Origin of the sequence: Apilactobacillus sp., assembly GCF_025290035.1 — a bacterium.
In the GTDB taxonomy this organism is placed as follows: Bacteria; Bacillota; Bacilli; order Lactobacillales; family Lactobacillaceae; genus Apilactobacillus.
The window spans coordinates 1-23464 of record NZ_JAMBKT010000009.1; the positions used below are offsets into that span (position 1 = coordinate 1).

26 protein-coding genes are annotated in these 23464 nt (G+C 33.5%); 12 read left to right on the forward strand and 14 right to left on the reverse strand.

The window, feature by feature from the left end:
• Nucleotides 1-106: 106 nt before the first annotated feature.
• Nucleotides 107-1729 (reverse strand): peptide ABC transporter substrate-binding protein, encoded by a 1623-nt coding sequence (locus M3005_RS03570; protein WP_293793742.1) that lies wholly within the window; start codon nt 1727-1729, stop codon nt 107-109.
• 180 nt (nt 1730-1909) lie between these two features.
• On the opposite strand from M3005_RS03570, the gene M3005_RS03575 reads away from it, so the two are divergent.
• Nucleotides 1910-2635 (forward strand): gamma-glutamyl-gamma-aminobutyrate hydrolase family protein, encoded by a 726-nt coding sequence (locus M3005_RS03575; protein ID WP_293793744.1) that lies wholly within the window; start codon nt 1910-1912, stop codon nt 2633-2635.
• Nucleotides 2636-2669: 34 nt separating this feature from the next.
• Here the strand turns inward: M3005_RS03575 and M3005_RS03580 are convergent, their stop codons facing one another.
• Nucleotides 2670-3374, reverse strand: a complete 705-nt coding sequence (locus tag M3005_RS03580; RefSeq protein WP_293793746.1) for a class I SAM-dependent methyltransferase — start codon at nt 3372-3374, stop codon at nt 2670-2672.
• Between the two features lie 142 nt (nt 3375-3516).
• The gene (locus M3005_RS03585) at nt 3517-4146 is read right to left on the reverse strand and encodes a YdhK family protein (RefSeq protein ID WP_293793748.1); all 630 of its coding nucleotides are present in this window, start codon (nt 4144-4146) and stop codon (nt 3517-3519) included.
• Between the two features lie 171 nt (nt 4147-4317).
• On the opposite strand from M3005_RS03585, the gene M3005_RS03590 reads away from it, so the two are divergent.
• Nucleotides 4318-5442, forward strand: coding sequence for a hypothetical protein (locus M3005_RS03590; RefSeq protein WP_293793750.1), 1125 nt, complete (start codon nt 4318-4320; stop codon nt 5440-5442).
• A 45-nt stretch (nt 5443-5487) separates the two neighbouring features.
• On the opposite strand, the gene budA is transcribed toward M3005_RS03590, so the two are convergent.
• Both budA and M3005_RS03600 read right to left on the reverse strand, forming a co-directional pair.
• Nucleotides 5488-6201 (reverse strand): acetolactate decarboxylase, encoded by a 714-nt coding sequence (budA, locus tag M3005_RS03595; protein WP_293793752.1) that lies wholly within the window; start codon nt 6199-6201, stop codon nt 5488-5490.
• Nucleotides 6202-7091: 890 nt separating this feature from the next.
• Nucleotides 7092-7814 (reverse strand): MIP/aquaporin family protein, encoded by a 723-nt coding sequence (locus M3005_RS03600; RefSeq protein WP_293793754.1) that lies wholly within the window; start codon nt 7812-7814, stop codon nt 7092-7094.
• Between the two features lie 604 nt (nt 7815-8418).
• Between M3005_RS03600 and M3005_RS03605 the strand changes: the two genes are divergently transcribed.
• Together M3005_RS03605 and M3005_RS03610 are read left to right on the forward strand one after the other, a co-directional pair.
• Nucleotides 8419-8988 carry a TetR/AcrR family transcriptional regulator gene (locus M3005_RS03605; RefSeq protein WP_293793755.1) on the forward strand — a complete coding sequence of 190 codons (570 nt, stop codon included), beginning with the start codon at nt 8419-8421 and terminating at the stop codon, nt 8986-8988.
• Nucleotides 8989-9110: 122 nt separating this feature from the next.
• Nucleotides 9111-9710, forward strand: a complete 600-nt coding sequence (locus M3005_RS03610; RefSeq protein WP_293793757.1) for a DUF3862 domain-containing protein — start codon at nt 9111-9113, stop codon at nt 9708-9710.
• A gap of 33 nt (nt 9711-9743) precedes the next feature.
• On the opposite strand, the gene M3005_RS03615 is transcribed toward M3005_RS03610, so the two are convergent.
• The 4 genes from M3005_RS03615 to M3005_RS03630 form a co-directional block, all read right to left on the reverse strand.
• Nucleotides 9744-10025 (reverse strand): hypothetical protein, encoded by a 282-nt coding sequence (locus tag M3005_RS03615; RefSeq protein ID WP_293793759.1) that lies wholly within the window; start codon nt 10023-10025, stop codon nt 9744-9746.
• Between the two features lie 86 nt (nt 10026-10111).
• Nucleotides 10112-11146, reverse strand: coding sequence for an NADH:flavin oxidoreductase/NADH oxidase (locus M3005_RS03620; RefSeq protein ID WP_293793760.1), 1035 nt, complete (start codon nt 11144-11146; stop codon nt 10112-10114).
• Nucleotides 11147-11234: 88 nt separating this feature from the next.
• The gene (locus M3005_RS03625; RefSeq protein WP_293793762.1) at nt 11235-11489 is read right to left on the reverse strand and encodes a hypothetical protein; all 255 of its coding nucleotides are present in this window, start codon (nt 11487-11489) and stop codon (nt 11235-11237) included.
• A 64-nt stretch (nt 11490-11553) separates the two neighbouring features.
• Complete coding sequence (locus M3005_RS03630) at nt 11554-12762, reverse strand: MFS transporter (RefSeq protein ID WP_293793764.1); 1209 nt, start codon at nt 12760-12762, stop codon at nt 11554-11556.
• A gap of 172 nt (nt 12763-12934) precedes the next feature.
• On the opposite strand from M3005_RS03630, the gene M3005_RS03635 reads away from it, so the two are divergent.
• From M3005_RS03635 to M3005_RS03650, 4 genes are all read left to right on the forward strand, one after another.
• Complete coding sequence (locus M3005_RS03635) at nt 12935-13165, forward strand: hypothetical protein (RefSeq protein WP_293793766.1); 231 nt, start codon at nt 12935-12937, stop codon at nt 13163-13165.
• A 10-nt stretch (nt 13166-13175) separates the two neighbouring features.
• Entirely contained in the window at nt 13176-14210 is a 1035-nt protein-coding gene (locus M3005_RS03640; protein WP_293793768.1) for an SEC10/PgrA surface exclusion domain-containing protein, read from the forward strand.
• Nucleotides 14211-14599: 389 nt separating this feature from the next.
• The gene (locus M3005_RS03645; RefSeq protein WP_293793770.1) at nt 14600-15301 is read left to right on the forward strand and encodes a YdcF family protein; all 702 of its coding nucleotides are present in this window, start codon (nt 14600-14602) and stop codon (nt 15299-15301) included.
• A gap of 198 nt (nt 15302-15499) precedes the next feature.
• Nucleotides 15500-16231 carry a hypothetical protein gene (locus M3005_RS03650; protein ID WP_293793772.1) on the forward strand — a complete coding sequence of 244 codons (732 nt, stop codon included), beginning with the start codon at nt 15500-15502 and terminating at the stop codon, nt 16229-16231.
• Nucleotides 16232-16256: 25 nt separating this feature from the next.
• Here M3005_RS03650 and M3005_RS03655 read toward each other — a convergent pair whose 3' ends face one another.
• Nucleotides 16257-16670 carry a MarR family winged helix-turn-helix transcriptional regulator gene (locus M3005_RS03655; RefSeq protein ID WP_293793774.1) on the reverse strand — a complete coding sequence of 138 codons (414 nt, stop codon included), beginning with the start codon at nt 16668-16670 and terminating at the stop codon, nt 16257-16259.
• Between the two features lie 156 nt (nt 16671-16826).
• Here M3005_RS03655 and alsS point away from each other — a divergent pair, with 156 nt between their 5' ends.
• Nucleotides 16827-18500, forward strand: coding sequence for an acetolactate synthase AlsS (alsS, locus tag M3005_RS03660; protein WP_293793777.1), 1674 nt, complete (start codon nt 16827-16829; stop codon nt 18498-18500).
• 38 nt (nt 18501-18538) lie between these two features.
• On the opposite strand, the gene M3005_RS03665 is transcribed toward alsS, so the two are convergent.
• Together M3005_RS03665 and M3005_RS03670 are read right to left on the reverse strand one after the other, a co-directional pair.
• A complete protein-coding gene (locus M3005_RS03665) occupies nt 18539-18895 on the reverse strand; it encodes a DUF805 domain-containing protein (protein ID WP_293793779.1) in 357 nt (118 codons plus the stop codon).
• A gap of 144 nt (nt 18896-19039) precedes the next feature.
• Nucleotides 19040-19477 (reverse strand): DUF805 domain-containing protein, encoded by a 438-nt coding sequence (locus M3005_RS03670; protein ID WP_293793780.1) that lies wholly within the window; start codon nt 19475-19477, stop codon nt 19040-19042.
• A 153-nt stretch (nt 19478-19630) separates the two neighbouring features.
• Here M3005_RS03670 and M3005_RS03675 point away from each other — a divergent pair, with 153 nt between their 5' ends.
• The 3 genes from M3005_RS03675 to M3005_RS03685 all read left to right on the forward strand — a co-directional run bounded on the left by M3005_RS03675 (nt 19631) and on the right by M3005_RS03685 (nt 21486).
• Complete coding sequence (locus M3005_RS03675; RefSeq protein ID WP_293793782.1) at nt 19631-20077, forward strand: TM2 domain-containing protein; 447 nt, start codon at nt 19631-19633, stop codon at nt 20075-20077.
• 114 nt (nt 20078-20191) lie between these two features.
• Complete coding sequence (locus M3005_RS03680) at nt 20192-21046, forward strand: NAD(P)H-binding protein (RefSeq protein WP_293793785.1); 855 nt, start codon at nt 20192-20194, stop codon at nt 21044-21046.
• Complete coding sequence (locus M3005_RS03685) at nt 21046-21486, forward strand: Rrf2 family transcriptional regulator (protein WP_293793786.1); 441 nt, start codon at nt 21046-21048, stop codon at nt 21484-21486. Before M3005_RS03680 ends, M3005_RS03685 begins: the two co-directional genes overlap by 1 nt.
• Before the next feature lie 9 nt (nt 21487-21495).
• Here M3005_RS03685 and M3005_RS03690 read toward each other — a convergent pair whose 3' ends face one another.
• Both M3005_RS03690 and purD read right to left on the reverse strand, forming a co-directional pair.
• Entirely contained in the window at nt 21496-22092 is a 597-nt protein-coding gene (locus M3005_RS03690) for a DUF1003 domain-containing protein (RefSeq protein WP_293793788.1), read from the reverse strand.
• Nucleotides 22093-22201: 109 nt separating this feature from the next.
• Complete coding sequence (purD, locus tag M3005_RS03695; protein WP_293793789.1) at nt 22202-23452, reverse strand: phosphoribosylamine--glycine ligase; 1251 nt, start codon at nt 23450-23452, stop codon at nt 22202-22204.
• Between the last annotated feature and the right edge of the window lie 12 nt (nt 23453-23464).

A 23464-nucleotide genomic window follows, 5' to 3' on the forward strand; every position in this document is an offset into this window, starting at 1 on the left:
TTTTAATTTTTGACTTAACATATTGAGTCACATCCTAATTTATTAATACGTTAATAATAACATAATAAAAAAAGCAGCCATTAATGGCTGCTTTTCAAAGTTTTAATTATTTGATGTAAGCATGTGAGAAGTCCCAAATTGGACCGTTTCCTAGATACTTAACATTCTTAACGTTACTCTTAATTAGTTCAGGTTGGGCCTTTTGAATCAATGGAATAATTCCTTGATCGTTTAGGATTACCTTTTGCGCGTTTACTAAATCATCAAAACGCTTAGTTGAGTTAGTAGCATCTTCGTTGTTAGAACGATCAATGTACATGTCATACATTGAATTGCCCCACTTAGAAGTGTTAATAGAACTAGTTGAAACTTTAGTTTGTAGTGGTGAAATAGGGTCACTGATTGATGGATCCCAACCTGACACAGATAGTTGGTAATCTGATTTTAGTGAGCGACCTGAGGCCACGTTGTTTGGTAAAATTTCTGCAGTAACCTTTAGACCAGGAAGTTTTTCTAATTCAGTTTGTAGGAATTCTGTCACAGCACGACTAGTTTGGTCGTTGTTGTTCATAATTGATAGTGAAACTGAAGTCTTATTAATTTCCTTTAGACCTTTAGCCCATAGCTTCTTAGCTTCAGCTAAGTTACCAGTAGTAGCATCTTTAACAGTTGCGTAGTCGTTAAAGTCCTTACCATCCTTGTAAGCTAGAGTATCAGGAACTAAACCTCTGGCAGCAAATGAACCGTCACCTAAAATGTCTTTAGTTAAAGCGTTACGGTCGATTGCTAGGGATAATGCTCTTCTTAAGTTCTTGTTCTTTAATTCTGGAATATTGTTTTGGTTAATTGACAAGTATTGAACCATGAAACCTTTTCTGTTGTAGAAATCAGAACGGTTTTTGTAAGTAGTTACTTGTTGTTTACCAGCTAATAGAGTTTGATCTAATTTGCCTGATTGATATTCATCTAATGCAGTTTGAGGGTCTTTAATTACAGTGTAATTGATACTCTTTAGCTTAACATTAGCATTGTCATAGTAATCTTTGTTCTTAGCTAAAGTCCAAGCATCATTACTACCCTTCCATTTAGTAACAGTAAATGGTCCATTGTAAATCATCTTGTCAGAAGTAGTACCGTATGCTGAACCGTACTTATCAACGATACTCTTAACTTGAGGATAGAATACTGGTAATGCTAATACATTTAAGAAATCAGCTTGTGGTTTTACCAAGTTAATTTGTAAAGTGTGATCATTTAATGCCTTTACGCCTAATGAATCAGCACTCATAGTTCCCATCTTAATTTGGCTGTAATTAACAACATTGGCCATGTAGTAAGCCATTTGTGAAGCCGTCTTGGGATTAGCACTACGCTTAATACCGTAGACAAAATCTTGAGCAGTTACTGGTTTGCCGTTACTCCATTTAGTATCTCTTAAGGTAAATGTATATGTCTTACCACCGTTTGTGACTTTATAATTCTTAGCAATTGCTAAATCAACTTTATTTCCCTTATCCGGTGTAACTAATCCACGCATTGCATTGTATAAAACTTGATCTGAAGTAACATCAACTGCTTTAGATGGATCTAAAGTAGTTAAAGTAGTATTGCTCATCCAATTTAATGAGTCAGTACGTGATGATTCATTTGCTGAATTACCACATGCTACCAATACTAACGAAGCTGCTACCGTAGTTAAACCAAGCTTAATCATTGATTTAAACTTCATTGTATTTTCCCCCTATTAATAACCATTTATACAATATTTCCTATAACATGTAATCAAAAATAGCACAAATAAATTATCAATGCAATCAAAAGTATCGCACACAAATGTTTTTATCTGATAAATAACTAAAAAAATGATACACTATTGAATAAGATATATTAATGTAAAGGATTGATAAACATGCGTATCGGTGTAACTTCTGATATTATTTTTAGCCAAGATGAACCATTTCGTCAAAGAGAAGGTCATTTTGCACAAAGAACCTTAATGAATTGCTTATTAGCTAATGATATTACCCCTGTCATCTTCCCAGTCGGTAAACCTCATATGGCTCATGATCTACTGGAAACTGTTGATGGTTTAATCATGACTGGCGGTCCAGATGTATTACCAAAGTATTATGGCGAAGAACCAATTGAACAAATCGGTCGTACTTTTGAAACCAGAGATGAATTTGAATTAGCATTAGTTCAACAAGCGATTGCAATGAAAAAACCAATCTTAGCAATTTGCCGTGGTTTACAAATCGTCAATGTAGCAATGGGAGGAACTTTATACCAAGATTTAAGTTCTCAATTCAAACCAACAAATGGTTCACCACTACTACAACATGAACAAAAAGCAATTGGATATTCTCCAGTTCATCACATTACAATTGATGAAAAATCTGAGCTAGCTAAAACATTTGGTACTCGTGCATTTGTTAATTCATTCCATCATGAAGCTGCTAAAGATGTTGCTGATGGACTTCATGTAGTTGCTAGAGCAGATGACGGTACTATTGAAGCAATGGAAAACGATGATTTAACTATTCAATGTATTCAATGGCATCCTGAAAACATGTGGGATCACTATGAAGACGAAAACCAACTATTCGTTGATTTCTTCAATCGTGTTCACCAATAAAAGTAAAAAATCCAACCATAATGGTTGGATTTTTTTATTTATATTTAACAACAATTGCGCGGATAAAGAAGAATCGTTCAAAACGACGATGCATGTAAGTTACTTCAAAGCCACTCTTTTCAAATGCAGCTGCGTACTTCTTAATCATTGCAGGAGTATTAACCATAAACATTACACCAGAAGGCATTAAAACTCTCTTCATTTCATATGAAATCGATTGAACAATTGCCTTTTTGGGCGTACTTAATTGATTTCCATTGGCTGAAATCGCAGTGACTACATCAATACTTCTGTCTTCAAATGGAATCTTATTAATATCAGCTGTTGTTAGTTCAATCTTATTTTTAACTCTTTCCAAAACTGCATTTTTTTCTAAACGACGAATAGTATATTGGTATTTATCTTCAACACCATAAACCTTACCTAGTTGGGTATCACGAGCTAGCTTAATTAAAGCATATCCCGTTCCAGTTCCAATATCTAAACCAATCTTATCCTCACTAAATTGGTGTTGTTTAACGAAATCTCTTACAAAGTTTTTCTTAAAAGTAACACTTCTAAACAATGCCCATAAAGCAATTAAAATTAAAATAATGGCATAAATATATAAATGTTTTTTTCGATCCATTAATATCGATCCAAATAACGCTAATGCACCAACGATAGCTGCCGAAATAATATAGGGTTCATCAGTTTTATATCTGTACCAATGTTTTATCCAACCTGTAAATTTATTCATCATTATGTATCCTTTCTTATTTCCCTTTGAATATATAATAACAAATATAATCCATTTTATTAAAAAAATAAATCTTTTTGCCAGAACAATAGGATTCAATTATAAAAAAAGAGTGTAACAAATTTAGTTACACTCTTTTTTCTTATCTAGCTTTTAATTCTGATTGAGTTAACCACTTATGGTTTTTAATAACCATATGTGTTTTAGTGTCTGTAAAGTTAACTACGTATGCTGGTCCTTTATGAACCTTAACAATTTTACCTTTAGCACCCTTCATGTTGTACATGTGGTCTGCTAAAACAGTAACGCTCTTTCCAGCCTTTAAAGCACCTTTAGCTTTTAGTTCGCTTGAAACAACCCACTTATGGTTTTTAACCATTTTACCACCATTAGTTGGCATGAAGTCAATTTCGTATAGGTTAGTCTTGTAAACACCGGCAACAGTTGCCTTAGCATTGTACATACCTTCCATATGCTTAGCTTTCAAAGTTACCTTTGAACCAACTTTGAACTTTGCATTAGTAGCTTTCTTTAGACCTTTAGGTAGTTTAGAATTCATATTCATTTCTAAACCATCCATCATCATCATTGATGACTTTTTATCCATCTTCATTGAAGAATGATTCATACTCATTGAAGATTTTTTATCCATCTTCATTGATGACATGTCATGCATATCCTTCTTTGAAGATGCGTTAGCTGAAACTCCAGCTAACATGGATAATGATAAAGCAGCAACTGAAACAGTTGCAAATAACTTACTCATTTTCATTTTGAGGCACCCCTTAAAAAATATTTTACATTAAATAATCTTACTCTTCCTAAAGAATATCAAAATGATTTATGGTTGTCCTATATTTTGCTCAAATATTATAAAATAATAGAAATTTTCATCATTCTACGTTACCATGATAGTAACTAATACATTGAAAGAAGGACTATTATGAATTTCAAAAAAGTCATTGTTAGTTTATTCGCAGCAGTAGTTGTACTTGCTACTCCAGCAGTTGCAGCTAACGCTAAAGGTTTACCTAACAAAAACTCAAACTATTGGAATCAATCACGTAGCATTAAGACTACAAGAACCATTACTGCTTACGAACACAGTGTTAGCAACAACACTCTTTCAAACACAGTACTAAAGAAGAAAACCATCAAAAAAGGCACTGCTTTAACAGTTAGTCGCATTAACAACAACCACAAAGAATGGTTATTATCTGGAATTAAATCAAGTAACGGTGCCGTTTGGATTACTAAACAAAGCACTACTACATGGATGAAAACTTATGTTGATCCATCATTCTCAACTAAGTATGTAAAGACCACTAAGAACATTAAAGTATCTGCACATAAAGTTGCAAACGGTGTTATCCAAAGCAAAGTAACTAAGACTGCTACTATCAAGAAGGGTACTGCCTTATTTACTAGAAAACTATCAAACAACGCCGGCTGGATTGTTTACGGAAACGTACCAAACTACAACGGTGTGTGGGTATACGGTTCAACTAAAGCTAACTGGATGAAAGCTGCCAAAGTTTACAAGACTGGTTTCTCCACTGTCGATTCAGACAAACTACCTGACTCAGGATACGTTACTGGTTACTACTCATACTACTTAGGTAGCATTACTTTAGGCGGTACTACTATTTACCCTGGTGATCAAATCAGAGTTCAAAAGACTAGTGACTCAACTGAAAGCATTATGATTAACGGTTTATCCAACGGAGTTAATGTTGGTAATAACCAAGGTCTAGCTACTTTAACTAACACTGTTGTTATCAAGTTAAAGGACAGTAGTGGTAAAGAAACAGGCCAAAGCAGAATCGTCGCTAGATACACTCCAGATGATGTTAGAAATATCGTTCTAAAGGGATACACTCCTCAAAACGGTGATCAATGGACATCATTTAGAAGTGACCACCAAACTTACGATGTTTACGTTTACTATACTTCAATTAACGGTTGGGTATACCAAGGTCCTTGGGATCCAAACAAGACCCAATCCAATTCAAATCAAAGTAACTCTAACGCAAATTCCAACCAAAGCACTAACACTAACAACAAATAGTGCAAAATAAAAAAGACCGACAATTAATTGTCGGCCTTTTTTATTTTATTCAGCTTCACCAATCGCTTTTTGAATGTCGTCTTTTGAGAAGTCGTGATCCATGTAGTCTTGGTTGTTAACTGGTAATTCTTGTTCTAACTTACTGAATCGTTGAACTGCAATGTTACCTGATTGCATTTCGAAGTCCATAACGTGACCACCCATTGAATGATCATCAGCTAAGAAGTGCAAGTGGAAGCCACCTACTGCAGCACCATTAAATATTTGTGGTGAATAGTAACCAATAATTGTTCCTTCAACATCTTCTTTTTTAAAGACACTTTGGTTATTAGCACATTCCACTAATCCAGGATAAGGCTTTGGTTGTTTGTTAATCGATCTAGTTTGCGCAAACTTGAATTTACCGTGTGCTTTAACAGAGAAGAATGTATTTTCCCATTTAGTGGCATCTAATACTTTCTTTTCAAAAGCAGCAGCGTTCAATGATGCATCAACATCAGTTAATGGCTTGAAAGCGCCTTGATGAACGTTGGCAAATGGAACTGTAAAGTCATCTTTAACTTCATTGATGTTACCATCACCATCAACTTGATAAGCAATACCGTCTAAAATGATTAGTTCACCGTCTAGACCATCACCAGTTCCGATACCAGTATCACCGTGTGATAGTAAGTCAGTTAAACTTAAATTTCCTTCAAATAACCCTGGAACTAATAAAGCTAGTGTTCCGTATTGATATAATGAATCCACATTATTCATTATTGTCATCTCCTTAATCATTTATTCAAGTTTATCACAATCATTTTATTTTGGTGTGATTTAAAACTAAATAAAAAATAACCAATACTATACAGTATCGGTTATTAATAAATTGTCTATTGCGACAATTATATTTACGCAAGTTAGTCTTTACTACAAAGCTTGACTTAAATATTCGATTACTATAATTTATCAAATGATAAATTCTTTGGAAGTGAGATCAATAATATTGTTTAGGATATATTGATATGAACACATGCAAGCAATTTAATTTTATAAGACTTTGTTTTTTCTATTTTCTGGACGAGAGTTAATATATTAAATTCGGGGAAATTCAATACATTGCGGATTTTATTAATATAAAATATCAGCGCGACTTAATATTTTATACGGTTAGAGATAGTTAAATAAAAAGAGCCAGAAAAAACTAAATTTTAAGATTTAGACTAAGATGATCTCTTAAGATATTTTGATAAAAGCCAATGAATGATTATTAACTAGACCATAAATTGTATAAGTGATTATAATCTATAATTCCACAACCTACCATTGTCTTAGCTTAATCAATCATTCACGTACTTTGCACCAAAAACCAACTTACAAAGATTTATCCCAATATTTAGAAGACCTTAGCGATGACTATTCACATCTAATCGAGAAAATAGTCGATTGCCTAAATCTTCTAAGCTAGAATATATCCAATCTATAATAGTGTCAACGAGAATAAAAATATACATATGTATAAAAAGCAACCGTTTTTTATCGATAATTTTGGTTATTATAACGATAATTTAAAAGGCTAGTTCAAAAACTAATAAGAAATTTTATTATTGTTTACATTTTCATTAAGATACAAAAAAAGACGTTAAAATAAAACGTCTTTTTTGTTTTTATAATATCTTTTGATAGAGAACTGTTGCTAATAACGCTCCTATAATCGGAGCCACAACAGGAACCCAGCTATACTTCCAATGTGAGTTCCCCTTATTTGGAAAACGACATAATGAATGAATAATTCGTGGTGCTAAATCTCTCGCAGGATTTAACGCTGGTCCAGTGGGTCCACCAAATGAAATAACTAAACACATTACCAAAAAACCTAAACCGATAAAATCAGCTCGAGGGTCAACTTTATCATTGGTCATAGCTAGTGCACCTAACACTAAAATAAAAGTTCCGATTAATTCATTTATAAAACCATTTACATAGCTATGAGCAGCATCAATAGTAGAAAACGTCCCTAAGATGCACTCATCACCAGTGGTTTCATCATAATATGGCTTATACGCCACTACTACCGCCAGCTGACCAACAGCAGCTCCTAAAAATTGAGCAATAATGTAGAATAATGCTTCATGCCAAGGAAATTGATTGGTGAAAGCCAATGCCAAAGTCATCGCAGGATTTATTTGCGCTCCCGAAACAGTAGCAAACATTAATGCTGGAATCATGACCCCAATTCCGTATCCTAATCCAATTAGAATCCATCCTCCATGAAACCCTTTAGTTCCTTTTAATTCCACATTAGCCACCGAACCATTTCCTAAGGCAACCATGATAGCTGTCCCCATAAATTCGGCAATGCATCTAGTTAATAACGTATAATGATCCAACTTTCTATCCCCCATCATATTATTTATCGAGTCGTATCGATTATCATTGTCTACGTTTTCATCAAACTCACTTGCTCTTAAAACTAGATATTCTCAGCAATCTTTTTTGGCATATAAAAAAGGTTATAAAGTCTTGGTTTGATTTCATAACCTTTCAGTCATAATATCTATTTCAATGTTTATGTATTTCTTTGCCGTTATTAAGTCGTTGTAAAACCGTGTCTTATTCACAGTGATCAAGTTGAAAATGAGTCGCTAATTGTAAATAGATACTTTTATAAATATCTTTAGCATTTATGATTATATTGTCATTCAGTTATTTTTTCAATAGCAATAATAAATATTTAATGTGCAAATGTAAAAAATCGTTATAATTTCTTGATAACAGCATCTATAAAAGAATTATTTTAAAAAATTTACTGTCATAGATATAAATAATATTTATACTTTCATGAATTATCATAATAAATATAGATAAATTTAATAAACTTATCTAAATCTTAAAATTTAAATCCCTCAATCGATACTATAATGTATGTAGAGAATACGAAAAATCAAATAAACTTATAATAATGAAAATAATCTTAAAAGGAGATGAACTATTATGTTAATTACTAATAAATCAAAAAGAAAAATTGTTATGTCCTTTTTAAACATATCTGATCAGCAAGACATCTATACAATTAGTACCAATGATATTATTGACAATGCAAATATTTCTAGAGGTACGTTTTACAATCACTTTAAGAATAAAATCGATATTGTTCACTTTATAGAAGAAAATATCAGCGAATCATTAGACGCAGAATTTGATAGCGTAGATAAAGGCAATTCTAATTTTTTCCACATTTTAACAGAAAATGTATTTCCAATCGTATATGATGATAGAGAATATATTAAAGTTCTATATAAATTTTATGAACCTGAATTATTCAGTTTTCTACAAAGCCACTATGAAAAATTTTTAATCCCTTATTTTGATCACTATGATGAAAACAAGGTTGGCATTCCTAAATATTTTACACTTTCATTTTTCTTTAGAGTAATTTTAGACGCTATTATGGCTTGGATTTCTCAACCTATTCCTATACCTACGGAAGAATTCAGAAAGATATTCTATAAACTAATTAATAATTCCATGACCGAAATATGTGGGATCGTTATTAGAGAATAGTTAAGGAGTCATTGTGACTCTTTTTTTATACATAAAATTCAATATTATAGCTGTTAATCATTGATATTTAGTACCTATTCGAATTAAAATGAAAGATACAGAAATAATTAAGGAGAACGATTATGAAAAAAATTTTATCAATCTCACTTGCGTTATTAACATCTATTCTAATTCTTAGCGCTTGTGGCAAGAAAAATGTTGATGAACATAAAACTATTTCAACACCTAAGCCTACCCTATCTGACGCGCTAAACACCTCTGGAATATCATTAGAAAAATATGAACAAATTAAATATACTAACCAACAACTAAATGGTGGTGACAGTTCCAAGAAAATTATGAGCATTTTAGGAAAGCCAAGTTCTTCCAAGGAAACTAAGCTTACTAATAATGATCCTGCTACTCAATATACATGGCAAATGGGGGGCAACGCTCAGCTTCAATACATTTTCGCTATCATTTACAAAGATAAAGTGTTAAGTAAAGGTTTTCAACAAAATACAAACTCTAAGATTGTAAGTAAAGCTAAAATCAAAGCATTAAATAACTCAATGTCATTCGAAGCTGTTAAAGATAAATTAGGAGCTCCTTTGTCTGAACAAGTATCTGATGGGGTCGCCTTCATGACTTATCAAACTGATAAAAATAATCACGCATGTAACTTGACGTTTAGTAATAATAAATTGAGTAAAATTCAATTTGTAACTCTAAGTAGTAACTAAAAAAAGGAACTGATTTAATAAATCAGTTCCTTTTTACATAATATCAATGTAACCATCTTCTCTAAGTGCATCTAAGGTTTCTAGTAGGTCATCGTTACTCATGTTGTTTAATTGTTTTAAAAAATTTTCTTCATAAGTATCAATTAAATCATCAAAGTACGACTTAATTGTCTTTGGTTCTAATTGACGATACATTCGAATCTTATCCTCAGGTTTACGCAAGTCGAATTGATAGTATTGTTGAAATTTTTTTACATACCAAGCTCCCTTAATTTTAGCTTGATAAGTCATAATTCGATCATCAGTCCAATACATATAAATCACCTCATTATGGATGCATTAGTATAAATTATATAACAAATTAAAATTAGATGAAAATATGATAGAACTAATCTAAATGATTATTTTTGACCACGACCATATGATGCATCAAAAGCTGTAAATTTTTTATCATGAAGTTCCTTAGCAGCATCGTTTAACCAATTAGTGTTTCTCAATAATGCACGGCCTTGCATGATTAAATCAGCTTGATTGTTTTGTAAAATATATTCCGCTAAACCCGGATTATCCAATAAACCAACTGTTGAAACATCAATATCAACACTTCTCTTTAATTCTGTAGCAAAACGAGTTTGATATCCATCATGAACAGGGAAATTAGGTCCAACAGGCAGCAATCCTCCTGTTGAAACATCAATTAGTTCAACATCAGCAGTTTCTAACCATTTACCAACTTGTCTCCAATCGTCGATAGAATTTTCGTTGCCATCATCGGCATAATCAGTTAATGATAAGCGAACCCAAATTGGTCCTGAAAAGTTATCTTTCACAATCTCGGCAACTTCTCTTACAATTCTAAAACGATTTTCTAAACTTCCACCATATTCATCTGATCGATGATTACTTGCTGGCGACAAGAATTGATTTAATAAGTATCCATGAGCACCATGAATTTCTATCATATCTACTCCAGCGTCAGAAGCACGTTTTGCAGCCTCACCAAACTTTCTAACGATTTTTTTAATTTGGTCTATAGATAATTCTTCTGGTGTCTTGCTATTTTCATCAAAAGCAATTGCACTGGGTGCAACCGGTGAATCTTCATCAGCTGCTTTTCTACCAGCATGATTTAATTGAATTCCAACTTTTGTTCCTAAATAGTGTAGTGAATCTATTAGACGTTTAAATTCAGGAACTTGGTCATCATCCCATAGTCCTAAATCATTCTTACTAATACGACCTTTAGGATCTACGGCAGTTGATTCGGTAATAATCAACCCAACTTTACTAATTGCTCGCATACCGTAGTGTGCAAAATGAAATGGTGTTGGAATACCATCTTCTTTTTTTACCTCATAAGTGCACATTGGCGACATTACAACTCGATTAGATAATTGCAAGCCTCCCACTTTAGCTGGTGATAATAATTTTGACATAATCATCTTCCTCTCACTTATTTAATGTAAGTTATTATACACGTCGTTTTTATTTTTCTAAAAGAAAAAGCATTCCCATCAGGAATGCTTATTTCATTAATGCTTTCATCGCATTGTTAAAACAATCTAGCGAACAATTAATTTCACCTTTGATAATTCTAAACTTACGATCAATATACTCTTGCGTAATTTCTTCACTATCATTTTGATTTAAATATTCCACTAAATGATCAATATCTCTAATCACATTACTATCACGGTTAGTACCATCTAAAGCATTAATAATGTGAGAACGTGTCCTTTTAAGTGTTAGTAGTGTTTCATCAATTTGTGCTTGTAACATAATTATCTACCTCCACGATTATTATCTAACTAATTATAATGACAATTCGTCAAACAACAACTATTTAGTTCTTATCAGTTTCAATTGATTTAATATTCTTACGGACTAGGAATAAATTGATTCCCGCCAAGATGGTTGTAGCAATAAATACACCGCGGTATCCGCCAATCAATACCACCGCTGATCCAATCATTGGTCCGGTCACGTTACCAGCTGCTTGGAAGCTTTGATTCCAACTAAAGACCTGACTGATTCTGTCATGTGGACTATATTTAGCAAGAATAGCTTGAACAGTGGGTAGTAATGCAGCATCAGATATCCCGATAAAGAAACGTAATGTTCCTAATTCCCATACGTTTTGTGCAAATGTTGTTAAGAAGAAGATGCCCATTGAAAAAAATAATCCAAACTTTAATATTTGATGTGAACCAATCCTGTCACCCAATCGGCCAAAAAAAGGCGCAATCGATACCATTGCCACCCCATTAATAGCTTGGATAATTCCAGCAGTAAGTGCAATATTAGTCGACGTTGGATCTAATTGTTTAACATACAAACTCAAAATTGGAGAGATAGAATTATTAGTAGCTTGTATGAATAAAGTAGTTAAGAACATTCCGAATAAAATCTGTTTAGTCGGAATACCTGATAAGAAATGCGGTTGCTTTTCACCCTTCTTACGTTCAACTGGTTTAAAGTTTTCATGTACAAAGAAAACACTTAAGAAGAATGCTGTTAGCATCGCAATCCCTGTAATTAAGAAGGTATAACGATAACCAAAAGTATCAGCGATTAGTCCTCCAATCATCGGACCAATCAATGTCCCTGAAACGTTTCCAGTAGCTAGCTTGCCGGATGCTTGTCCGACATGATCTTTAGGCGTTTCTGCGGCAACTAACGCGTTTGCATTACTAATAAACCCTGAAAAGATTCCTTGCAATAGTCTTAACACAATTAGTTGCCATGCGCTGGTAACTAAACTCATTGAACCAATTACAATTGCCATCCCCAATGATGCTCGTAACAGCATGGGCTTTCTACCATACTTATCAGCCAAGATTCCCCAAAGTGGAGACACTACCATCTTAACTAAAAATGGTGCAGCGAATGCCATCCCACTCAAAATTGAAACCTGTTCCGTGCTATAGTTACCCAATTGCCCAATAAACAAAGCAATAAATGGACTAATACAGCTAAACCCAATTCCTGCTATAAAGTTACCAAACCATAAAACATTCAAGTTTTGCTTCCAATTAATCGCTCGATCACCCAAGGGTGAACTCATCTCCTTATACGTGATTTATTTAAGACATAATTAAAAATTATAACACTTATCCGAATACATGAGAATTATTAAGTAATTGTTAAGATTAAACAAATTCAATTGGTATTTAATTATCATTGTGATAAGATTACTTAAAATAATTTTATTATAGGAGGAAATCATGCAAGCTGTTCAAAATACACAAAGCTTTTTTATGCTGTTTGCTTATGGTGTTTTTCTTTTCGGAGCCATCTGTATGGGATTAGGTTGGTTCTTCTTTAAACTTCGTGCAATGGCTAATAAACCAGCCTGGGACGGAATTGGTGGAAAACTAATCCGTTTCGGTGCAGTTATTGTCGTAATTGGCGTAATATTAGTCGCCGCTGCAATTTACTTATTAGGAACTAAATAGGAGATATATTATGAAAAAAATGATTAAAACAATTGCTTTATCAACATTAGTTGCTGCTACATTCTCTACTTCTGTTTTGACAGTAAGTGCTAACACAAAAAATACTAGTACTTCTGAAAATGCATTAATTACAAAATTTAAACAACAAACTACTGATGATGCTATTATCGCAACAAAAAAATCAATCAGTAAATTAACGCAAGATGATTTAAATAACTTCATTCCTACAGAAGCTATCAAGACTAATGGGAATACAGTTACTGATCCTGGGTCTGATGCTAACTTTGTTACTAAAATTAATTATAAAGCAACAAAAAATCCAAAAAATGTTATCAAATTACCTAAAGGATATACAATTAAAGCTCTTAAATCTGTTTCCAATGGAAATAATGTTTCTAACAGAAACTTACAAATTAAATTTGGTAAAATCGGTTTAAATGGTCTAGCAATAAATTCATTTACACCTGCTAAAAAAGACTTAAGTCGTCAAGTTAACTTAAATAAGATTACTTACGCACAATCCAAAGAATTAACTCAATTTGCATTAAGTGTTTTAAATCCAGCTATTAAACAAGCTAAAGGAATTCAATACAAGGCATCATCAAACACTATTAAAGCTGCACAAGCATATGCTGATGTTTACAGTAAAGACAACTGGAACAATACTGGCAAAAAGACTAGTCATGATCCAAAGGCGCAAAAAGTAGTTTCTAAGAAATTTAAGATTTCTGATGTTGCTGAAGAAAACTACAGTGACAATCCATCATTTGCTCTAACTAGTCCTAAAATTAAAAAACGTGTTGTATCAATGGCTGCTTTAAAACATGCTATTTATAACTCAATCGCGCTTCAATTATTTGAAGATGGACCATCATACTGGGGTCATGCTAGTGCATTAATGAATCTAGACATCCACAAAAAGTACCAACCTAATTACTTTGCTGTTTCTTTTGATAAATTTGGTGGAATTCATTTCTTTATGGTTCCTCACAACAAATTAGTTAACAAACAATACAACATTGGTACTATGATTAGTGTAAAATAAATATAAACAGTAAAAGCTCACAATAGTTATTGTGAGCTTTTATATTCTAAATTATAAGGACGATAGCAATGTACATTTTACCAATTGTTTTTTTAATGTTAGTTATCCTATTTTCATGGTCATTTTATAAACATCAAGCCAGTTTATGGAACGGTTTTTTAGCCTTAATGGCGTTATTTTCACTGGCTGGTAACTTTGTTTTCTTTTCAATATATAGCAATAGTAAACTATTGCATACTATATTTTTAGTAACTTTTATAATAACGGCCGTTGGAATTATTATAATATATACATTTCACGCAGTTATTTTCATTTGGAATGGAATCATTGTATGGATAAGAGAGAGCCATTCACTAGCGAATTTATTAACTTTAATTTTAGGAATTTTCATGCTGTTATACCCATTAATTAATTTCCTACTATTTCATAAACTAATTCCTAAACCTTATAACTCAATTCTAGAAATCATTTGTAACCTAAGTATTTTCTACCTAATCAGTTTGTTCGTGATTTTCTCAATTTCGGTCTGGATTTGTAACTTCTACCGACCAAAAAACTACAAAGACTTCATCATTGTCTTGGGAGCTGGATTATTAAATGGTAACCAAGTTTCACCTTTATTGGCTGCGCGAATTCAACGCGCCATCGACGTTTACAAGCAACAAGCATCAAATGGTCATCGCCCATTAATTATTTGTTCAGGTGGTCAAGGCGTCGATGAAACCATCCCTGAAGGTGTAGCAATGCGAGACTATGCAATTAAGCAAGGTATCGATGCCAACGATGTAGTCGCCGAAGATAAATCAAGAAACACAATTGAAAACTTCGCTTTTTCGAAAAAAATTGTTGATGATCATCAATTAGATTCAAATAGTGGTTTATTTGTTTCGAACAACTACCATATTTATCGTGCTAGCTCATATGCTTATCAAGCAGGTATGCACATTTATGGATTAGGTGCCAAAACGAGTTTCTTCTTTTTACCGAACGCGATTATCCGTGAATTTATCGCCATTTTAATGCGTCATAAATTAGCCAACTTAATGATTGTATTCGCATTTATTTTAATCGCAGTGATTCCGCATCTATAAAAAAAGACGTCGATAATTTCGACGTCTTTTTAATTAATTAAATAAGCGACAATGCAACCTAGTAAGACTATTCCCACTATTATCATCGCTGCAACTACCATTTTATCTTGCTTCATTTTAAATTCTCCTTTGTAACGTGAGTTTAATATTTCTTAAAGCTTTTACTGCTATACTAATTATCATAAAGAAGGTGCTTAAATGAAAAATATAATTATGATTGTTATTTTACTCCTTTTAACAATTACTCCCAGTATTACTACCAATGCTAACGTTAAGAAAGTCGATAGTCCATCTATTTATAGAGTAACTGAAGAAACTTCAGATAGTATCGGGATTGTAGTCGCTAATCATAATGAAAATATCTATCGTGATTTAACATTCAAAGACGTCAAACAAAAAGCTAAATCTTTATCCAACCAAGTAATCACCGTTGGAACTAGTTATCACGTTAATATTAATAGCACGCAAAAAATCTATCAAGCCATCTATCAAAACCATCAGCTAGTCGGTTATCTTTGGCATGGTGCTATTCAGATTAACCAGAAAGCTTCATTTAGCCACCAAGTAGCCATCAACACAGTGAAAAACATTAACACTTATCGTCGTGATAATGGATTATCACCCATTCGATTTGACTTTTCATTAGAAGACGATGCTAAAAACAAATTAAATATAATTGAACAATATATATTGCCCCAAAACAATACCAATATTTCATATTGGTTATATCAAGATGATGCTGATTACCAAGGGACATCCCTTAGTTGGATAATGTTTAGCCAATTTTCCAAACAAAGCAACACTTCTTTTAATAATTTAATTACCAGCAATAATATTTCATCGATTGGAATTGCTGCTAAAAAAAGCCCCATTTATCAAGGTAACGCCAACAATTTAAATAATTACTATGTAGTAATTGAAGCCAATTAAAAAACGTTGCCTTACAGCAACGTTTTTATTTTCTAATATCATCCAAATATTGCTTAGTTAACTTCTTCATCGTGTCTTCCCAATTATAATTAGTACTATCACAAATATCGTTAATAAAATTAAGCTGTTTAGCTTCAATCTTTTCGATTAATGCTTTACCATCATCAGTCAAAAAAACGACTTTTTTTCGTTTATCAGTCTTGGATGGGCCTGTATAAACTAAATTACGTTCACGTAGATCACGACAAGCCACATTCAATGCTTGTTTAGAAATATCCAATATTTTTAATAATTGTTTGATTGTAATTTCCTCAATTGTATCAATTGAAAATAACATTTTTTGTTGGTTAGAAGTTAAGTTGTATTGTTCCAAATCAATACTTCTAGCAATTTCTTGATAGGCGAAATAAAAGACCATTAATTTCTTTTTATCGATCATCAAATTCTCCTTTAGGTCAATTAAATTGACCTTTTTAAAAATAGTGTTATTATATAAAGGGTCAATTAAATTGACCCTTTAATCATAATACTACTATCATTTAGTAATTAATAGTTAATCAATTAAATTTTTCCTATTTATTTAAGAGGTGTAATCATGAATAAACCATTAACCGGATCAAAAGCTTTAATTCAAAGCATGATCAATCAAAATATTAAATACGTTTTCGGGATTCCTGGTGCTAAAGTGGACCAATTTTTCGAAGATTTACAAGATTGTAAAGATCCAAAAGCACCACAATTAATTGTCACTAGACACGAACAAAATGCTGCTTTTATCGCTGCTGCTATCGGTCGCTTAACTGGAGAACCTGGTGTCGTTGCCGTAACATCTGGACCTGGTGTTTCTAACCTAGCTACTGGTCTAATTACTGCTACTTCTGAAGGTGACCCCGTTATTGCAATTGGTGGACAAGTTAAACGTGATGACTTATTACGTCTAACCCATCAAAGTATCAATAACGCAGACTTATTAAGAAGCACTACTAAGACTTCTGTTGAAGTACAAGACCCTAATAACATATCAGAAACATTCTCTAACGCATACATCAGTGCGCAATCACCTAAGAAAGGTGCTGCTTTCTTGTCACTACCACAAGATATTCTAAGTGAAGAAGTGACTCGTCCAGTGATCGATAAACTTCCCGCCATCACCAATGGAAGTGTTGATAAGACACGCATGAAAGAAATCGCAGAATTAATTGGTAAAGCTAAGCAACCAGTAATTCTAGCTGGTATGCGTTCCTCTACTCAGGATGTTTCTGAAGCATTACACATGCTATTACGTAAATTCTCTATTCCAGTCGTTGAAACCTACCAAGGCGCTGGAGTAATTTCCAAAGATCTAGTGGAAAACTACTACGGTCGTGTTAGTTTATTCGACAACCAAATTGGTGATACGATTCTAAAAAATAGCGATCTCATTATTGCAGTTGGATACGATCCTGTCGAATACGAAGCTCGTAACTGGAACCAATCACACACTCAAGTAATTAACATCGATACAGTTTCCCCTGAAATTACAGCAGAATACCAACCTAAAATAATTGTTAATGCCGATATTGCAGAAAGTTTAACTGCTTTAACTGAATACCTAGATGACTCTTTAGAATTAGACGCTAATGTTAAAGACCAACTTCATAAATTACGTGAACACTTCACTGAAACCGTTGAAGAAATTCACGAAACTACTGATAATGGTCTACATCCAATTTCTGTCATTCAATCATTACAAAAATTCGTGAACGAAGATACAATTGTAACCGTAGATATTGGTAGTCACTATATCTGGATGGGGCGTTACTTCAAGACATACAAACCTCGACACTTACTATTTAGTAATGGTATGCAAACCCTTGGAGTTTCACTACCATGGGCGATTGGAGCTGCACTTACTCACCCTGAACAACCAGTTATTTCCATCTCTGGTGATGGTGGATTCCTATTTTCCGGACAAGAACTAGAAACTGCGGTTAGATTAAAATTAAACATCATTCAACTAATCTGGGTCGATGGTTACTACGACATGGTTAAATTCCAAGAAGTGGCTAAATATGGTCATGACGCCGGTGTAAAATTTGGTTATGTGGACTACGTAAAGTATGCTGAAAGTTTCGGTGCCACTGGCATTCGTGCTAATAATGTTGATCAATTAGATTCCGCTTTAAACCGAGCTAGTGAAGTCGAAGGCCCTGTTATTATTGAAATCCCTGTTGATTATAAAGATAACATAGAACTAAAAACTAAATTAATTCCAAACGAATTTAACTAATCAAAAAGAGTTAAGGCATAACTACCTTAACTCTTTTTTTAGTCTTTGCTAGGTAAAGCTGATAAACCCATATCTACCAATACTAATAATATATCGAGCACTTGAATGTACCATGGTAAATAATTAATAATCTCTACCAATAATAAGGGTAATCCATAAGTTAAAATGATCCACTTGGGATTAATTCCAATATCTCTAAATCGTCTTGCATATTGAGATAAGTTAGGAATAAAAGTCGCAATAGTAAAAATTAGGTAAATCATTCTACCAATTCGATTATTAACATTAGTAATTCCTGCGATTATTCCGGTAAGAATGGTTAGGCCTAAAAAACTCCACCAGAATTCAGAACGTTGACTACGGCCTTTAAAATCAAAATATCTTGTCCAATACATCCCGAACCCTTCAAAAAAACCTAACACAAAATCACTTCCCATTTTTTATTTTTTAGTTACATCTATAAATATATGTCCCATTATTATATCACTACCAAACAAAAAAAGAAGTGGATAAACCACTTCCTAGACCAAAGTAATTAACTAGTCTTTATTTTTGCTAGGTAATACAAGAATAATAAAGTTAATTACACTAATGATAAACACAATAGTTCTTAACCAAGCATACTTATCATAGAAGTCTGAAACTTGAATTAATGCGGGTAGTACTGCTGTAGCTAGTAGCCACCATGGAGTAACACCAGCATCACGATAACGACGGAATACAAGGCTAATACCTGGAATAATAGCTGCAAGAGCATATACTACTGCAACAATAATTCCAATTAATGCACCAATTCCAAATCCTTGAACTGTTTTTCCTGAAGTTAATGCAGTAATAATACCAATGCCACCAAATCCTAAAACAAATACAGCAAAAATAACTGCATTAATAAGTTGCATCCACCAGTATTCAGAACGTTTACTTACTCCTCTAAAATTAAAGTAATTTTTCCAGTATAACTTGAAAGCTTTTAGCATAGTTAAAATCTCCTTTTTAGTAATTAAGTCTATCTTAATAAAGAAATTATTAAAAATCAATCTGATAAAACGTAAAAAAAGCTTAAGTTTCTCATTTTATGGTTTTATCTAATAATGATATAATCAAGAAATAACAAGTTAAGGAGGATTTCCATGGATAATATAGCGTCAATTGAGCAACAAGTAATAGCTGCAAGAAAAAATATATCAACCGATGAGCAACTTGCTTTAAATGAATATATTACAGACAATTCAAAGAGTGCCGCAGTAACATGGCTTCTATGGATTTTCTTTGGTTGTCTAGGTGCACATCGTTTTTACTTAAATCACAAGCGAGCCGGATTAATGTTAACACTATGGATTATTGGATTGATAACTTCAACTTTCTTCATTGGATTTATTTTGTTAGCTATCGTCTGGGTTTGGTGGCTTGTTGATGCTTTTTCCATCCAACAATGGATCAAAGAAGACCGTATTCAAAAAGCATACGATGGTATCCCAATCATTACCGGTAAAAGTGTTTTAGAGCTTACTGGAATGCAATCATCTTCATTTAACGTTAATATTGATGATGAAATAGACTTTAGTAAACCACGATAATAATTTTTAGCTTTCTATCCAGTTAGAAAGCTTTTTTATTTGACTTTTATATTTGCACCTGTTATTTTATATGTAACATGTTAATAATAAAGTAACAACGAGGAGAATAAAATTATGAAATATGCAATTAGTGCCGTAACTGGTAATTTTGGTAAAGAAGCCATTAAAGTTTTAATGAAGAATGTCCACCGCGATGAAATTATCGCTTTAGCAAGAAATGTAGAAAAAGCAGAAAAACAACTTCCTGCTGGTTTAGATGTTCGTCCTTTCGATTATGGAGACGTTAATCAAATGACAGAATCACTTCAAGATGTTGATAAATTATTATTTGTTTCATCGCAACCTAGCATGGAACTACCTCGTATGACTCAACACCAAAACGTTGTTGATGCCGCTAAAGCTGCTGGAGTTGAATTTGTGGTATACACTAGTTTCCCACATGCTGAAACAGCTGATAACTTCTTATCACATGATCACACTAAGACAGAAGTTGCGATTAAAGAAGCTGGATTAGACCACGCTTTTGTTCGTAACAACTGGTACCTAGAAAATGAAGCAACTGTTTTAGCCCCTGCAGCGCAAGGTAACCCATTTGTATACGCTGCCGAAGATGGTCACGTTGGTTGGGCGCTAGAAGCAGAATACGCTGAAGGTGCTGTCCGTGTATTATTAAGCAAACAACCAAAGGAAATTTACGAATTTGCTGGTCCTAGACACACTTATGCTGAGTTAGCTGACGCATTAAAAGAAGCTACCGGCGCTGATTTCCCAGTTATCTCAGCTAACATGAAAGACTACGCTAACGGTCTAAAAGAAGCTGGCTTAGATGACTCAACTGTTGAAATCGTTTCAAGTATTCAACAACTAATCAAGGAAGGTCAATTAGACGAAGAAACTAATGACTTAACTGCTATCATCAGTCATCCCCTAACTCCACTTACTGAAGCCATTAAGAAGGTTGTTAAATAATGAAATATTCACATCGTTTGAGTGATGCGATTCATATTTTGACCTATATTAGTGCTTCAGACATCGTCGAAAACGATTTATCTAGTCGTGCGATTGCCGGAAGTATAAACTCCAATCCCAGTCTAGTTAGAAGGTTAATGTCTGCATTAAAGTCTGCTGGCTTAATCACTAGTGTACCTGGTAAAGCCGAAGTCGCATTGAGTCGTCAACAATCAGACATTACTTTATTAGATGTCTATAACGCGATTGCAGAACCTGATTTCATCCATGTTGATGAAGAAACTAATCAACGTTGTCCAGTAGGTGCTAACATTCAACACGCATTGCATAAAGCATATGACCAAGTTCAACAACAAGCAGAACAACAATTAAACTCCATCACCCTTCAAGATATCGTCAATGATGTGGTTGAAGAAAACAAAAAGAGTGCTATTAAATAGCACTCTTTTTTAGTATTCATCATTTGAATCAACGTGAATTGATTTTTCAATTTCTTTTTCTCTTTGAGCATTTTCAATACGAATTAGCATTTCCATTTGAAGTTGATTCAATTGGCTTTGATGCTTATTATACTTAGTTTGCAAATCCACTTTTGCATGCAATAACTTCAATTCTTCTTCAGAACGAAGGTTAACATGGTAGTCATTACGACGGTTTAAGTCATCCTTTTCACCAGCACGATTTTGACTCATCATGATAATAGGTGCTTGAATCGCAGAGATACATGATAAAGCCAAGTTCAATAAAATAAATGGATATGGATCGAAATGCCAGCCAAATAATTGCATAACGTTAATGAACATCCAAACTATTAAAAAAACGATAAATGAAATTACAAACCCCCATGAACCACCGACTTTAGCTACCTTATCAGCTAAACGTTTACCGAAAGTATAGTTTTCCTGTAAGGCTTCGTCGGTATCAATCACTTTAAAGTCTTCATTATTAATTTTTTGAGTTAATCGACGATCTATCTTATTGAAGGCAGCCTCGTCTTTACGCATCGCCTTTTTTATATCAGCATATTGTTGGGCGTAGTTTTCCATGTTTTCACTCCTAAATGTCTTTATATTGTTGATTTTATACTTATTTGTGACTAGATACAAAAATTATTTCCCTATATAAAAAGCAGATCTTATCGATCTGCTTTTTTTATTATTTAAATGCTTTGTTACCTATATCGGTTCTAAATGAATATAGGTTAGCATCGACAGTATCTTTAATCACCTGGTTAACCCTAGTTTGTGCTTTTTTCAAGTCACCATCAGATGAAATCACCATCATGATGCGACCACCAGAACTAACTAGCTTTTCGTCTTGTTCTTTGACGCCGGCATAATCAATTTCAATATCTGGTTGCGTGAATTCAGGTAATGTTATTGCATCTAAATGTTGTTGTGGATAACCTTTTGCTGCTAACACACTTCCTAAATAATAACGATTGCTACTCCAATTAACTGTTGGTTGTTGATGATTCATTAATTGTTTAATGATTTCACCAAAATCATCTTGCAATTGGGGAAGAATAACTTGAGTTTCTGGGTCACCCATTCGAACATTAAACTCAATCACTTTGATGCCATCGTCAGTCATAATTAATCCGGCGTATAGAAATCCTTGGAATAAAATGTCACGTCTGTGCATTTCCTCCAAAACTGGTCTAATCACCTTCACTAACCCGTCTTCGACAACATCTGAGCCAAATTGAGGTAATGGACTATAAGCACCCATCCCACCGGTGTTCAACCCTTTATCACCGTCATAAATGCGCTTATGGTCTTGCGCTAGCGGCATGGTAACAACATCTAAATCATTAACCATCACAATCATGGAAAATTCTTGGCCGACTAAGTAGTCTTCCATTAAAATTTCTTGATTAGCGTTATTTTGATAAACATCGTTGATGATATTCTCAGCATCTGATTTAGTTGCCGCGATAAAGACCCCTTTACCGGAAGCTAATCCATTTAGCTTAATTACAACCGGAAAACTGGTTGTTTCTAAATATTTTAGAGCTTGGTTTTGATTATCAAAGGTCGCGTATTGAGCAGTCGCTACCCCTGCAGATGTCATTACATCTTTAGCAAATTCCTTAGAACTTTCTAGTTGAGCAGCTGCTTGGTTGGGGCCAAAGATGTTTAACCCCGCATCCTTAAAGCAATCAACTACCCCTTCACTAAGTGGTTTTTCAGGACCTACCAATGTCCAATCGATTTGATTTTGTTTGGCGAATTCGATTAAGGCTTCAAAGTCACACTCTTCAATATCTAAAGTTTCAACATTTTTTAAAATATTCATCATTGGATTACCAGGTGCCACATACACATGGCGATTCGCACTCTTAGTTAGCTGCTTTGCCATCGCATATTCGCGACCACCAGACCCAATTAACAACCAATTTTCCATTTATTCCACTCC

Excerpts from the sequence above, each read along its gene's own strand:
- M3005_RS03625 (WP_293793762.1), bottom strand. The coding sequence starts at position 11,489 with ATGTTACAAGCACAAATTGATGAAACACTACTAACACTTAAAAGGACA.
- M3005_RS03635 (WP_293793766.1), top strand. The coding sequence starts at position 12,935 with ATGCAAGCTGTTCAAAATACACAAAGCTTTTTTATGCTGTTTGCTTAT.
- M3005_RS03685 (WP_293793786.1), top strand. The coding sequence starts at position 21,046 with ATGAAATATTCACATCGTTTGAGTGATGCGATTCATATTTTGACCTAT.
- M3005_RS03675 (WP_293793782.1), top strand. The coding sequence starts at position 19,631 with ATGGATAATATAGCGTCAATTGAGCAACAAGTAATAGCTGCAAGAAAA.
- M3005_RS03645 (WP_293793770.1), top strand. The coding sequence starts at position 14,600 with ATGCTGTTATACCCATTAATTAATTTCCTACTATTTCATAAACTAATT.
- M3005_RS03680 (WP_293793785.1), top strand. The coding sequence starts at position 20,192 with ATGAAATATGCAATTAGTGCCGTAACTGGTAATTTTGGTAAAGAAGCC.
- M3005_RS03590 (WP_293793750.1), top strand. The coding sequence starts at position 4,318 with ATGAATTTCAAAAAAGTCATTGTTAGTTTATTCGCAGCAGTAGTTGTA.
- purD (WP_293793789.1), bottom strand. The coding sequence starts at position 23,452 with ATGGAAAATTGGTTGTTAATTGGGTCTGGTGGTCGCGAATATGCGATG.
- budA (WP_293793752.1), bottom strand. The coding sequence starts at position 6,201 with ATGAATAATGTGGATTCATTATATCAATACGGAACACTAGCTTTATTA.
- M3005_RS03575 (WP_293793744.1), top strand. The coding sequence starts at position 1,910 with ATGCGTATCGGTGTAACTTCTGATATTATTTTTAGCCAAGATGAACCA.
- M3005_RS03620 (WP_293793760.1), bottom strand. The coding sequence starts at position 11,146 with ATGTCAAAATTATTATCACCAGCTAAAGTGGGAGGCTTGCAATTATCT.
- M3005_RS03640 (WP_293793768.1), top strand. The coding sequence starts at position 13,176 with ATGAAAAAAATGATTAAAACAATTGCTTTATCAACATTAGTTGCTGCT.
- M3005_RS03655 (WP_293793774.1), bottom strand. The coding sequence starts at position 16,670 with ATGATCGATAAAAAGAAATTAATGGTCTTTTATTTCGCCTATCAAGAA.
- M3005_RS03615 (WP_293793759.1), bottom strand. The coding sequence starts at position 10,025 with ATGTATTGGACTGATGATCGAATTATGACTTATCAAGCTAAAATTAAG.
- alsS (WP_293793777.1), top strand. The coding sequence starts at position 16,827 with ATGAATAAACCATTAACCGGATCAAAAGCTTTAATTCAAAGCATGATC.
- M3005_RS03650 (WP_293793772.1), top strand. The coding sequence starts at position 15,500 with ATGAAAAATATAATTATGATTGTTATTTTACTCCTTTTAACAATTACT.
- M3005_RS03690 (WP_293793788.1), bottom strand. The coding sequence starts at position 22,092 with ATGGAAAACTACGCCCAACAATATGCTGATATAAAAAAGGCGATGCGT.
- M3005_RS03570 (WP_293793742.1), bottom strand. The coding sequence starts at position 1,729 with ATGAAGTTTAAATCAATGATTAAGCTTGGTTTAACTACGGTAGCAGCT.
- M3005_RS03665 (WP_293793779.1), bottom strand. The coding sequence starts at position 18,895 with ATGTATTGGACAAGATATTTTGATTTTAAAGGCCGTAGTCAACGTTCT.
- M3005_RS03580 (WP_293793746.1), bottom strand. The coding sequence starts at position 3,374 with ATGAATAAATTTACAGGTTGGATAAAACATTGGTACAGATATAAAACT.
- M3005_RS03585 (WP_293793748.1), bottom strand. The coding sequence starts at position 4,146 with ATGAAAATGAGTAAGTTATTTGCAACTGTTTCAGTTGCTGCTTTATCA.
- M3005_RS03605 (WP_293793755.1), top strand. The coding sequence starts at position 8,419 with ATGTTAATTACTAATAAATCAAAAAGAAAAATTGTTATGTCCTTTTTA.
- M3005_RS03610 (WP_293793757.1), top strand. The coding sequence starts at position 9,111 with ATGAAAAAAATTTTATCAATCTCACTTGCGTTATTAACATCTATTCTA.
- M3005_RS03670 (WP_293793780.1), bottom strand. The coding sequence starts at position 19,477 with ATGCTAAAAGCTTTCAAGTTATACTGGAAAAATTACTTTAATTTTAGA.